At 71.0% G+C, this 12,209-nt stretch carries 12 protein-coding genes (1 of these 12 cut by a window edge); 7 read left to right on the forward strand and 5 right to left on the reverse strand.

The genetic code is table 11. From position 1 onward, the window contains the following. A complete protein-coding gene (locus tag ALLO2_RS24830) occupies positions 1–231 on the reverse strand; it encodes a zinc ribbon domain-containing protein (protein WP_011434802.1) in 231 nt (76 codons plus the stop codon). A gap of 94 nt (positions 232–325) precedes the next feature. Between ALLO2_RS24830 and ALLO2_RS17940 the strand changes: the two genes are divergently transcribed. Beyond that, a complete protein-coding gene (locus ALLO2_RS17940) occupies positions 326–1,357 on the forward strand; it encodes an asparaginase (RefSeq protein ID WP_035733607.1) in 1,032 nt (343 codons plus the stop codon). On the opposite strand, the gene ALLO2_RS17945 is transcribed toward ALLO2_RS17940, so the two are convergent. Further along, positions 1,346–1,903, reverse strand: a complete 558-nt coding sequence (locus ALLO2_RS17945; RefSeq protein ID WP_232235178.1) for a J domain-containing protein — start codon at positions 1,901–1,903, stop codon at positions 1,346–1,348. The genes ALLO2_RS17940 and ALLO2_RS17945 overlap by 12 nt on opposite strands. A 270-nt stretch (positions 1,904–2,173) precedes the next feature. On the opposite strand from ALLO2_RS17945, the gene ALLO2_RS17950 reads away from it, so the two are divergent. From ALLO2_RS17950 to ALLO2_RS17975, 6 genes are all read left to right on the forward strand, one after another. After that, positions 2,174–3,565: a CoA transferase gene (locus ALLO2_RS17950; protein WP_011434805.1), complete on the forward strand. Its 1,392-nt coding sequence runs from the start codon at positions 2,174–2,176 to the stop codon at positions 3,563–3,565. A gap of 207 nt (positions 3,566–3,772) precedes the next feature. Continuing rightward, on the forward strand, positions 3,773–4,942 hold the full coding sequence (locus ALLO2_RS17955; RefSeq protein WP_051875374.1) for a branched-chain amino acid ABC transporter substrate-binding protein: 1,170 nt from the start codon (positions 3,773–3,775) through the stop codon (positions 4,940–4,942). Positions 4,943–5,014: 72 nt separating this feature from the next. Continuing rightward, on the forward strand, positions 5,015–5,947 hold the full coding sequence (locus ALLO2_RS17960; RefSeq protein ID WP_011434807.1) for a branched-chain amino acid ABC transporter permease: 933 nt from the start codon (positions 5,015–5,017) through the stop codon (positions 5,945–5,947). Then, on the forward strand, positions 5,944–7,356 hold the full coding sequence (locus tag ALLO2_RS17965; RefSeq protein ID WP_023840861.1) for a branched-chain amino acid ABC transporter permease: 1,413 nt from the start codon (positions 5,944–5,946) through the stop codon (positions 7,354–7,356). The genes ALLO2_RS17960 and ALLO2_RS17965 overlap by 4 nt, the downstream gene beginning before the upstream one ends. Beyond that, positions 7,353–8,363: an ABC transporter ATP-binding protein gene (locus ALLO2_RS17970; RefSeq protein WP_035733612.1), complete on the forward strand. Its 1,011-nt coding sequence runs from the start codon at positions 7,353–7,355 to the stop codon at positions 8,361–8,363. The genes ALLO2_RS17965 and ALLO2_RS17970 overlap by 4 nt, the downstream gene beginning before the upstream one ends. Further along, entirely contained in the window at positions 8,363–9,091 is a 729-nt protein-coding gene (locus tag ALLO2_RS17975; RefSeq protein WP_011434810.1) for an ABC transporter ATP-binding protein, read from the forward strand. The genes ALLO2_RS17970 and ALLO2_RS17975 overlap by 1 nt, the downstream gene beginning before the upstream one ends. A 69-nt stretch (positions 9,092–9,160) precedes the next feature. Here ALLO2_RS17975 and ALLO2_RS17980 read toward each other — a convergent pair whose 3' ends face one another. The 3 genes from ALLO2_RS17980 to ALLO2_RS17990 form a co-directional block, all read right to left on the reverse strand. Continuing rightward, positions 9,161–10,513, reverse strand: coding sequence for a D-arabinono-1,4-lactone oxidase (locus ALLO2_RS17980; protein ID WP_023840859.1), 1,353 nt, complete (start codon positions 10,511–10,513; stop codon positions 9,161–9,163). Positions 10,514–10,684: 171 nt separating this feature from the next. Then, entirely contained in the window at positions 10,685–11,833 is a 1,149-nt protein-coding gene (locus ALLO2_RS17985; RefSeq protein ID WP_232235179.1) for an acyltransferase, read from the reverse strand. A gap of 262 nt (positions 11,834–12,095) precedes the next feature. Beyond that, on the reverse strand, positions 12,096–12,209 hold part of the coding region annotated (locus ALLO2_RS17990; protein ID WP_035733616.1) for a transposase (this coding region is incomplete at its 5' end). The annotated region continues 202 nt past the right edge of the window; 114 of 316 annotated nt are visible.

Genomic DNA, 12,209 nt, shown 5'->3' on the forward strand with positions numbered 1-12,209 from the left:
TCAGCCGCAGCAGCCGCCGCCGCAGCACGCGCCCCCGCCGGCGGACGGCGAGGCCATAGCCGGAGCCGGCGTGGCCGAGCCGCGGCTGACGGCGATCGCAGAGAAGATCCGCGAGGTCTCGGTGTGTCCGGAGGGGCAGCTCACCGCGCTGTCCGGCACGGACTCGTGCATGCTGCGGCGAACCTCGAACGATGCGTCACATACCCGGCAGCGGTAGTCGTAGGCAGGCACGGCACCAGGATATGCGGCCGCCGTGAGGCGAGCGTCGGATTCGGCGGATGGCGAGAACGGGTGAGCGGGAGAAGGCCCGACGTACGCTGGCTGTATGCAGCCGCCGGAGGGCCCGCAGGTGGTCGCCGAGGTTGTCCGGGGGCTGCGCGGCGGTGCGCCGTTCGTGGAGAGTTGCCATCACGGCACCGTCATCGGCCTCGGTCGGGATGGGGACAGCGCGCTCACCGTCGGCGTGCCCGACCACCCGATCTTCCCCCGATCGGCGGTCAAGCCCCTTCAGGCCGCCGCGATGCTTCGTGCCGGGCTGGACGGCATCTTCCTGAGCCGGGAGATCCCCGGTGACCTGCTTGCCATCGTGTCCAGTTCCCACAGCGGCGAGCCGGTGCATCTCGCGCGGGTGCTGGAGATCCTCTCGGTAGCGGGCGTCTCCGTCGACNCCCTGCGCTGTCCCGCCGATCTTCCGTTGGGCCCGGCCGCGGCCCAGGCGCACCTTCGCGCCGGGGGCCGCGCGGAGCCGGTGCTGATGAACTGCTCCGGCAAGCATGCGGGGATGATCGCCTGCTGCGTGGCGGCCGGCTGGCCGATCGAGAACTACACCGACCCCGATCATCCGTTGCAGCAGGTGATCCGGCGCACGATCGAGGAGCTGATCGGCGAGGAGATCGTCGCGACCAGCGTGGACGGGTGCGGGGCCCCGTTGTTCGCGTTCTCGCTCACNGGCCTGGCTCGCGGGCTGCGGGCGATGGTCCGGGCCGCGCCGGGCGGCCCCGAGCNGCGGGTCATCAACGCCATGCGGGCGCATCCCGAGCTGATCGGGGGNGTTGGCCGGTCCGACACCGACCTGATGCGGGCGGTACCCGGCGTCGTCGCGAAGAACGGCGCCGAGGGTGTCACGGTGGTGGCGACGTCCGAGGGTCACGCGGTCGCGGTCAAGATCGCGGATGGGAGCGGGCGGCCCGGCGTCCCGGTCGCGCTGGCCGTGCTGACCCGCCTGGGTGCTCTTCCCGGTCCGGACGCCCCCGGGCACCAGGAGCTCGACTTCGCCCAGCTCGCCGTGCTCGGGGCGCCCACGGTGCTCGGCGGCGGGCGCCCGGCCGGTTCCCTACGCGTGCGGCTACCGGTCTGATCCGGGCGGGGGAGTGCGGTCGGCGCGGACGCCCCGGTCCTCGCCTGCTCGGGGACGGGGGTCGGAAGGCGCCCGACGGGGACGGCTCGCCACGGTGACCGCGACGGGCGGGATCATCGCCGCGACCACCATCATGATCATGGCGGCGGTCACGGAGTACAGCCGCACCACGGTGCCTGCCGAGATGAACAGGGTCAGCGCCACCAGCATCAGGGCGAGGTAGCGGCGACGGACCATCGGATCGGCACCCGGGCCCGGTGCACCCGGGCCCGGTGCGGATGGGCCCGGCGCGGATGGGCCCGGTGATGATCGGCGCGGCGCGGACGGGTGAGGCGTGCCGGCGGCGAGGCGCAGGTCGTAGCGGCGCCGCCGGTCGGGGNCGCCGAGAACGCGGNAGGCGAGGGNGACCCGATCGAAGGCCGGTGACGAACCACCGGCGTCGGGATGGGTGCGGCGGGCGGCCACGCGGTAGGCATGCCGGATCTGCTCGGCGGTGGCGCTGGGCGGTACGTCCAGCACCTCGTACAGCGAGCGTTGCACGCGCATCGGGGTGTCTCCTGCCATTGCCGACCACCCGACCGGGCGGCCGCGAGCCCGGTGTCATGGCGAAAGTACCTACACATGACCAGAATGGGCCTTGGACGGCCCGGGGCGAGCGCGAGTCGGGAGGCCGGGACAGCGGCAAAATAGGATTTTCTGTGCGTTGTGGCTCTTGGCTCTCAGGATCGTCTTATCGGGCGTGCCGGCCTCATTCCGGTTCGGCCGACGGCGCGCTCGGGGCGCCGCGTGCACACCAGGGTGGGACAGGATGGGTGGATGGGGCAACGGCAGAACTCGGAGATTGTCACCGAGGTCGCGTCGCTGGTACAGGATCCGGACATCGCCGAGCGGCTGACCGTGACCGGACCCGCCGACGTCCTGCCCAGCCTCTACCGGGTGACGACGGTGGCGACCGCGTCGGTGGCGGCCGCGGCCGTCGGGGCTAGCCGCCTGCTCGCGGCCCGCGGCGGCGGGGCCCCGCCGGAGGTCACCGTGGACACTCGTCACGCGAGTGCGGTCTTCCGCAGCGAACGGTACCTGCGAGTGGCCGGCAAGCCACCGCCGAGCCCGTGGGACCCGATCTCCGGGTACTACCGCACCGGGGACGACCGGTGGATCCAGCTGCACTGCAACTTCCCGCACCACCGCAACGGGATCCTGGATCTTCTTGGGACGCCGGGCGAGCGCGCCGCCGTCGAACGGGTCATCCGCCGTTTCGAGGCCGAGCCGCTGGAACTCGAGCTGCACGCCATGGGTCTGTGCGCCAGCATGGCCCGTAGCGAGCGGGAGTGGCGCGAGCACCGGCAGGCCCGGGCGGTTGACGAGCTTCCCCTCGTCGAGGTGCGCCGGCTCGGCGACGGCCCGGCGCTCGCCGCGCCCCCGGCCGAGACGCCGGCCGCGGGTCTGCGGGTGCTCGACCTGACCCGGGTCATTGCCGGTCCCGTCGCCGGTCGCACGCTGGCCGCCTACGGAGCCGACGTCCTGCGGGTCGGCGCCGCCCACCTGCCGGAGGTGCACACGGTGCTCGTCGACACCGGGTTCGGCAAGCGCAACGCCTTCCTCAACCTGCGGGTGACCGCGGACGCCCGCCGGCTGCGCGAGCTGATCGCCTCGGCGGACGTGGTGCTCCAGGCTTACCGGCCGATGGCCCTCGACCGGCTCGGCTTCGGCCCGGAGGCGGTCGCCAGGATCCGGCCGGGCATCGTCTGCGCGACCATCACCGCGTATGGACGGCAGGGCCCCTGGAGCGGTCTGCGCGGGTTCGACAGTCTGGTCCAGACCGCGTCCGGCATCGCGACCGCCGCCGCGGCGGTGACCCGGTCCGACCGCCCCGTGCCGCTGCCGGCACAGGCCCTTGATCATTCGACTGGCTACCTCACCGTCTACGGGGTGCTGGACGCGCTGGCGCGCCGGGCGACCGAGGGGGGCAGCTGGCACGTCGGTGTGTCCCTGACCCGGACCGGTCGTTGGCTGCAGGGGCTGGGACACCACGACACGCTCGCGCTCCCCGACCCGACCCGGGAGGAGGCCGAGGAGTTCTGCGCCACGATGAACAGCGAGTTCGGACCCCTGTCGTACATCCGCCCGGCCGCCACCGTGGCCGGCGTCGCGCCGAGCTGGAGCTCCCCGCCGGCACAGCTGGGCACCAGCCCGGCGGTCTGGGCATAGCCATGCTGAGGTGCCGGGTTCCGCGGGATCGTGCCGGTGTGTAACCGTGCGCCGCCCCGTCCATCCGGGGGGGTGGTGCGAATTGATGCTGGTCAGCACGTCATTCTCTATGCGGTGGCGCACCGGCTCGCGGGCCGGGCGCGTCGGGGTGACTGGGCCGGGCCATGGCATCGGAGTCGGGTCTGGCGGGACCGGAGGAGGAATTGCATGGGTAGGCGCCCGCTCCTGGGAGCGATAGCCCTTGCCGCGACCGTGGCGTTGACCGCGGCGGCCTGTGGAAGTGACAGTGGTTCGTCCTCGAACGGGAAGCAGACCATCACGATCGGCTTCCNGGGAGTTCTCTCGGGCGACAGCCAGCAGCTCGGTCTGAACGCCCTCTACGGCGTCCGGACGGCGATCGCCGAGGTCAACGCGGATGCGAGCGCGCCGTTCCAGCTCAAGCTCGTCGAATCCGACGATGGCGGCTCGCCGGATCAGGGCCCGACGGCAGCCCAGAAGCTGATCGATGACTCCAAGGTCGTCGCGGTGGTCGGCCCGATGTTCTCCGGCGCCACCAAGGCGAGCGAGCCGGCCTACACCCAGGCCGGGCTGCTGTCGGTGAGCCCGTCGGCGACGAACCCCGCGCTCACCACCCTGGGCTTCAAGACCTTCTACCGGGTCATCGCCCCGGACACCGTGCAGGGCAAGGCCGCGGCCGACTACATCGCCACGGTGCTCAAGGCGACGAAGGTGTACTCGCTGGACGACAAGAGCGAGTACGGCACGGGCCTGTCNGGTGCGCTGGAGGCCGAGCTCAAGGCCAAGGGTGTCAACGCGACCCACGACGGCATCAACCCGACCAAGGACTACACCTCCGAGGCAACGAAGATCATCGCTGCCGCGCCCGAGGTCCTCTACTACTCCGGCTACTACCCCGAGTTCGCGCTGCTGTCGAAGGCGCTGAAGGGCAAGGGCTTCACCGGAAAGATCATCAGCGGTGACGGCTCGCTCGACCCGCAGTACGTCGCGCAGGCCGGGGCCGCCGCGGCCGAGGGTGCCTACCTCACCTGCCCCTGCGGCGACGCCAACACCGACCCGAAGGCCGCGTCCTTCGTCGCGTCCTACAAGAAGGTCAACAACGGGACGAAGCCCGGCACCTACTCCGGTGAGGCCTACGACGCCACGCTCGCCCTCGCGGACGTCTTCAAGAAGCTCGGCAAGGACGTCACCCGGGAGTCCGTGACCGGCGCGTTCGGTTCCGTGAACTTCCCCGGCATCACCAAGACCGTGGTGTTCGAGCCCAACGGCGAGGTCAAGGGCTCCAACGTGTTCGTCTACCAGGTGAAGGGTGGACAGATCACCGTTCTCGGCAACATCGCGAACCTGGTCAAGGCCTGATGTCGGTGCGGGCGGTGGCCGGGGGTGGGACGTCCGGCCACCGCTTCGCCTGGTGGTGAACGAGGCACACGGATGGGTTTCCTCGACCAGTTCTGGCAGCTGACCGTCGACGGTCTGACGGTCGGCTCCCTGTACGCGGTCATCGCGCTCGGGTACACCCTCGTCTACGGGGTCCTCCAGCTCATCAACTTCGCGCACAGCGAGGTCTTCATGCTGGGATCCTTCGGCGGGCTGTTCGCCGCNCGCGCCCTGCTGCCCGGGGACGGCTCGGTCCCGGGCGGCCTCGAATCGGTGGGCCTGGTGACCATGGGCCTCGGCGCCGGCGCGATCTGCGGCGGGCTCGCCGCCTTCACGCTCGAACGGGTGGCGTACCGGCCGCTGCGGCGCCGTTCCGCCCCCCGGCTGGCCTATCTCATCAGCGCCATCGGGGCCTCGCTGTTCGCGGTGAACCTTGCCGGCAAGGAGTTCGGCCGGCAGAATGTGGCCCTGCCCGACCTGTTCACCGACGGAACGGTGTTCACGCTGTTCGGAGCGGACGTCTCCACCCAGTCGCTGGTCATCTTCGCGGTCGCGATCGCGATATTGGTCGGACTGGACCGGCTGGTCGCGGGGACCCGGCTCGGGCAGGGCATCCGCGCGGTGGCCCAGGACGCCGACACCGCGGTTCTCATGGGCGTGAACGTCGAACGCATCATCATCGTCACGTTCGTGCTCGGCGGCCTGTTGGCCGGGGCCGGTGGCTTCCTGTACGCGATGACGTTCAACGCCTCGTACAGCATGGGGTTCGTCCCCGGGGTGAAGGCGTTCACCGCCGCGGTCCTCGGCGGCATCGGCAACGTGCGCGGGGCGATGCTCGGCGGCCTGCTCCTCGGATTGGTGGAAAGCTATGGCGGATATATCTTCCAGGCGTCCTACAAGGACGTGATCGCTTTCCTGGTCCTGGTCGGCATCCTGATGATCCGACCGTCCGGCCTGCTCGGGGAACGTCTAGGGAGGGCAGCGTGAGCGCTGCGACGTCGTCCGCCCGCCCGCCGAGGGCCGGGGCGCCGCTCCCACCCGCCGGGCCGGGTGGCGGGTCTGGTGGCGACCCGGCGGGCGCATCGCTGCGTCCGGCCGTGCTGTTCTCCCCGGCCCGGCTGCGCCAGCTCGGGGTGCTGCTGCTGGTGGGTGTGCTCGCCGCGGTGGTGACCGGTCCGGCCGGGGGCTCCGACAAACCGCTGAAGGCATTTCAGGATTCGGTGCTGGACGCGCGGATCCTGCCCTACCTGGGGCTCGCCGTCGCGTTGTGGATCGTCCTGGCGCTCGGCGTCGAACTGCGGGGCGCGGCGGGCCGGCTGACGGCCGGCATCCGGGGGCCGGTGAGCGCGGCCTACGCCACCCGGGGCGGCCCGATCGCGCTGAACCTGGCGCTTCTGGCGGTCGCGATCATCGCCCCGCTGGTCGTCTCGACCGCCGCGCAGCAGTCGATGGTCAACGACATCGGCATCTACGCGCTGCTCGCACTGGGCCTGAACGTCGTGGTCGGCTACGCCGGCCTGCTCGACCTCGGCTACATCGCCTTCTTCGCCATCGGTGCCTACGCGACGGCCTACTTCACCTCACAGACCGCGATGCCGTGGCACGCGCCCTTCGTGCTCAACCCGTTCTTCGTCTTCCCGATCGCGCTGGTCCTTGCCGCGCTCGCCGGCGTCGTCCTGGGCGCGCCGACGCTGCGGCTGCGGGGTGACTACCTGGCGATCGTCACGCTCGGTTTCGGTGAGATCATCCATTTGATCGCGAACAACGCCGACAACATCACGAACGGTGCCCGGGGGGCCTTCGGCGTTCCGCACCTGTCGATCAACCTGCTCGGCCTCGGCTACGAGTGGGGCATCGATCCGCTGCCGTATTACTACCTGCTCCTGGCCATCATCGTCGGAGTCATGATCGCCTTCGGTCGGCTGGAACGGTCCAGGATCGGCCGGGCCTGGGCGGCGATCCGCGAGGACGAGATCGCAGCCGAGGCGACCGGGGTCGCGACCCTGCGGATGAAGCTGCTCGCCTTCGCTATCGGCGCCTCGGTGTCGGGCTTCGCCGGCGTGCTCTTCGCCTCCAAACAGTTCTTCAACCCGCAGAGCTTCAGCCTGCAGGCGTCGTTCTTCGTCGTCGCCGTCGTCATCTTCGGCGGGATGGGTTCCCGGCTCGGGGTGGTGGTCGGTGCCGTCGTCCTCCAGGGCATCGCCTTCTACCTGCGCGACAAGGTCCCGCCCGCGGACCGGTACATCTACTTCGGCGCTGTCATCGTGATCATGATGATCTTCCGTCCGCAGGGACTCGTGCCGTCGCGCCGGCGGCGTCGGGAGATCCAGCTCGCGGAGGCCGGCATCGGCGCGGCGGACTCCCTGGGCGCCGCGCCCACGGGGGGCAAGCCGTGACCAGGGGCGGAGCGCACCGCGTCTCCCCGCCGGGACACCGGCGCTCCCGGGACCGGCAGCGCGGGAGCAGCCAGGGCCGCGGGAGCAGCCAGGGCCGCGGGGACAGCCAGGGCCCGGGGGAAGCCGGGCGCGGCGGAGGCCCGGAGGACCTAGTGGTGGAGGCCCGCGACCTGGCGCTGCGGTTCGGGGGTGTGACCAGCCTCGACGGCGTCTCACTGCGCCAGCGCCGGGGCGAGATCCTGGCGGTGATCGGACCGAACGGGGCCGGCAAGACCTCGCTGTTCAACTGCCTCACCGGGGCATACCGCCCGCAGCAGGGATCGGTCACCTTCTGGCCCCGGCCCGGCCGGCAGGCCGAGCTGGTGGGGCGCAGCCCGCACGCCATCACCCGGCTCGGCGTCGCCCGGACCTTCCAGAACATCCGGCTCTTCCCCGCCCTGTCGGCGCTGGAGAACGTCCAGATCGGGACCGAGGTGCGGCAGCGGTACGGGCCGCTGGCCGCGGTGCTGGGGCTGCCGGGCGCCCGGCGGGCCGAGCGTGACGGCGTGCGGCACGCGCTGGAGCTGCTTGAGCTCGTGGGCCTGCCGCACCGGGCGCACGAGCTCGCCTCGTCGCTGCCCTACGGCGAGCAACGCCGGTTGGAGATCGCCCGGGCGCTCGGTACCGAGCCGCGCCTGCTGCTGCTCGACGAGCCCGCGGCCGGCACGAACCCGGCGGAGAAGCGTGACCTGGCAGAGTTGATCATCCGGATCGCGGGCACCGGGGTGTCGGTCCTGCTCATCGAGCATGACATGCGGCTGGTCATGTCGGTGGCGACCTCGGTGGTGGTGCTCAACTTCGGCCGGATCATCGCGTCCGGCACGCCGGTGGAGGTCCAGCGGGACCCGGCGGTCATCGAGGCGTACCTGGGCCTGGCCGACGCCGGCGCGGTGGATCCCGATGTGGTGGATCCCGATGTGGTGGATCCCGGCGCGGCCGGCCCCGCCGGGTGGAAGGAACTGCGCTGATGCTGCTGACCCTGGCCAATGTCGAGGTCGCCTACGGCGCCGTCACCGCCCTGCGCGGCGTCAGCCTGGAGGTGGCCGAGGGCGAGATCGTCACCCTGCTCGGGGCCAACGGCGCCGGCAAGACAACCACGCTGCGGACGGTCTCCGGACTGCTGCGGCCCCGGGCGGGACAGACGTGGCTGGACGGTCGCCCATTGTCGTCAATTCCGGCGCACGAACTCGTCGGCCGGGGGGTGAGCCACGTGCCCGAGGGCCGGCGAATCTTCCCGAGCATGAGTGTCCGAGAGAACCTCCTGATGGGCGCCTACCACGATCGCCGGCATGTGCGGACCGACCTCGGCCGGGTGCTCGCGCTCTTCCCCCGGCTGGCCGAGCGGATCGCGCAGCCGGGAGGCACGTTGTCCGGCGGCGAGCAGCAGATGCTCGCGATCGGACGCGCGCTGATGAGCCGTCCCCGGCTGATGCTCCTCGACGAGCCGTCGATGGGGCTGGCCCCAATGATCGTTCAGACCATCTTCGAGGTGATCGCGGAGATCAACCGGGAGGGGGTCGCGGTACTGCTGGTCGAGCAGAACGCGGCCTCGGCGCTGCGGATCGCGGGCCGCGGCTACGTGCTGGAGACCGGCGAGGTCGTGCTGGCGGGTACCGCCGCGAGTCTGCTGGCCGACGACCGGGTCCGGCAGGCCTACCTCGGGGAGGACGTCGGCGGCCGGACCACCGCAGGCTGAACCGCCCGCGACCGCTGCTCCGCCCGTCGCCACATCGGCGAGAAACCGCCGTGGCGTGCCGCGGTCGGGTCACCGAGCGTTGGTGGCGCAGGCCGGTGAGCCGAGGACGCGGTCGAGATACGCGTTCGCGAACACCCCGGTCGGGTCGGCGGCGTCGCGCACGGCCAGGAAGTCGTCGAAACGGGGATAGAGCCCACGCAGCGTCGCCGCGTCCAGTGAATGCAGTTTGCCCCAGTGCGGCCGGCCGCCGACCGACAACATGATTTTCTCGGCGAGGCCGAAGTAGTCGCCGTGCGCACCGCGATGATCCACGTGCACGGCGATGTAGGCGGTGTCGCGGCCGTACGCCGTCGATATCGGGATCTCGTCCGCGGCGGCACATCGGACCTCCACCGGGAAGACGGCACGCACGTCCGCGCTCCCCATGGCGTAGACCAGCTCACGCAGCGTCGCGGCGAGATCGGCACGGGGGAGGGCGTACTCCATCTCCTTGAACCGGACCCGGCGGTGGGAGGTGAACACCCGGTAGGACAGGTCGCGGAACGTGCGGCTGCCCGAGGCCCGCGCGCTGACGTGCGCGATGGGCCGCACCGCCGCGGGCATCCGCCGGCCCGTCGTCATCAGCGCGCCGAAGAGGGTGTTCGACACCAGTTCGTCGTCAACCCAGCAGCGCAGCCGGGGCAGCGGCGCCAGGCCGTCGTCGAGCGGACGCCGCTGCCCGCGTCTGACCAGGGCCGTCGTGGTGTGCGGAAACCACGAGAAGCGGAGGTGGTCGGTCTGGTCGACGAGCTCGTCGTAGGTGTCGAGGACCTCGTCCAGGCGCATCGGACCCTCCTGGACCTGCAGGGCGAACAGCGGCACCGCCTGCAGGGTGACCGACGTGACGACGCCGACGGCACCCAGGCCCAGCCGGGCGGCGGCGAACAACTCGGGACGTTCGCCGCGTGAACAGGTGACCACACTGCCGTCGCCGAGTACCACCTCGAGTGCCCGGACCTGGGTGCACAGGCCGCCGAAGCGGCTCCCGGTGCCGTGGGTGCCGGTCGAGATGGCACCCGCGATGGTCACCTCGTCGACGTCGCCCTGGTTGGTCAGGGCGAGCCCGGCCTCCGCGAGCAGCCGGTTCAGCCGGCGCATGGTCATCCCACCGCGCACCGTCACCAGGCCGCTGCCGCCGTCCAGAGCGACGAGGTCGGCGCACCTGTCCAGGCGGACCTGGACGGAGCCCGGGTCCGGGCGGCCGATGGCGCTCATGGAATGGGACGATCCGATCGCCCGGATCTGATGGCCGTCCCGGATGGCGGTACCGACCAGGGCGGAGATCTCCTCCGCGTCGCGGGGGCGGGCGAGGCGCACCGACCGGACGGTCTCGTTGCCCGCCCAGTTGCGCCAGGCCGAGGACTTACCAACGGGCGAGCCCATGGGCACCTCCGTCTGCCGGGACCGATGGCCGCGGTCCGGGGCCGGTCCGAAGTCGGGACCGGCCACCATCGTGAACCGGGCCTTCCCGGCTCCGTCACGCGGGGGGCGGGTGATGGCCGTTCACAGGGCGATGCGTCGTCCGACCTCCGTCCGGGCGGGATGGGCCGGTGGTCACGGACGAGCGACAGGTACGACATGATCCGCGCTTGCGGACTCCGGTGGGATCCGCGGTCGCACATCGGGCAGCAGACTCCGGTAGGCATGACGGGGGGACGATCGTGACCGGAGTACCCCCATCAGCCATCGGCGGGCCGGGCCTTCCACCGTGTGATGCAGGGCCGCGGCGAAGGCGAAGGACAGGGCGAAGTCGGCGAGGATGGCGAGCGCCGTCCCGGCCGCGGTGGTGGCGTCGACCCAGCCGAGTTCCCCGCTGATCGTGAGTGTGGCGGGGNGAATGAGATAGAAGGCGTAGGAGATCTCGCCGAAATAGACGAGTGGGCGGGAGCTGAACACCGGAATCCGGCGGCCGTCCGCCTCACGGGTGCCGGCCAGGAAGNTGATGATGGCAAACGCCGGCAGTGTGAGCGTGTCCATGAATCCCTGTAGATGGCCGTAGCGGTAGCCCAGGAGTATCGGGACGACCAGCCAGGCGCAGGAGAAGGCGGTGAGCATCCGACGCTGCCACGGCGTTGCGCGGGCACCCTCACGAGCCAGCAACCCAAGGACCACGCCAAGGACGAACTCGCCGAGCCGCACCGCCGGGTTCGCGTACGCGGCAAGATCGAACCGAGAGCCCGCGGTGCTCGCCGCACATGCCACGGCCGCGGCAGGGAGAACGAACAGGAGCGCGGCGCGGATGCGTTCGGGGTTGGTGCGGGTCGCGAACCTGCGGTACACGTGGGGGAAGACCAGGTAGAAGAACGCCTCGCAGGACAACGACCACAGCACGGCACCACCCCAGCCGAAATAGATCGACTGGGTTGGAACCCATGCCTGGACGAGGAGCAGACTCGGCAGGATGGAGAGGGGCTTCGAGCCGAAGTCCCCCAATGTCCCCAGCGGCCACGCGATCGCGAGCCAGATCCAGATGGCGGCGAAGTACAGGGGATAGACCCGGGCGAACCGGCGCCAGTAGAACTGCCCCGCGGTGATCGGCCTGGTCGCCCAGGTGAGGACGAACCCCGACAGCACGAAGAAGAACGTGACGCCCACGTAACCGATGTTGCCCAGCACCGCGACCACCGGCAGGGTCCCCTGGACGTCCGCGTGGATGTGGCGGAGGAACACCAGAGTGGCGGCGACTCCCCGCAAGCCGGTCAACGTGGGCAGCTCCAGCCCGGTCTGAGGTGCTGGGAGCTGCCGCGAGGGACGGAAGCTCTCCTGCTGGGCGGATTCTGGCGAGGTCCTCCGGGTCAACGCGCCCCCTTGATCGTCAGCCGTGCGTGCCGTCCCAGGCGAGGCCACGGCGATACCTCGGAGGAACAAACACTAACGTAGGTGTTGAATTGCCCATCGCGCCCCCGATCGGGTGAACATCGTGGCGCCGGCAGCCGGCTACAGAGCTTGAATGGTCAGGGTCTGGCTACGGCGGTTNCGGGNCGATGATCAGTTCGGTCTGGCCGAGGAAGCCGGCGATCAGGTCGGGCCGGTACTGGACGCGTTTGAGCAGGGTCTTGATCGTGGCGGTGAGCTGGTC

Source organism: Frankia sp. Allo2, from assembly GCF_000733325.1.
Classification (GTDB): domain Bacteria; phylum Actinomycetota; class Actinomycetes; order Frankiales; family Frankiaceae; genus Frankia; species Frankia casuarinae.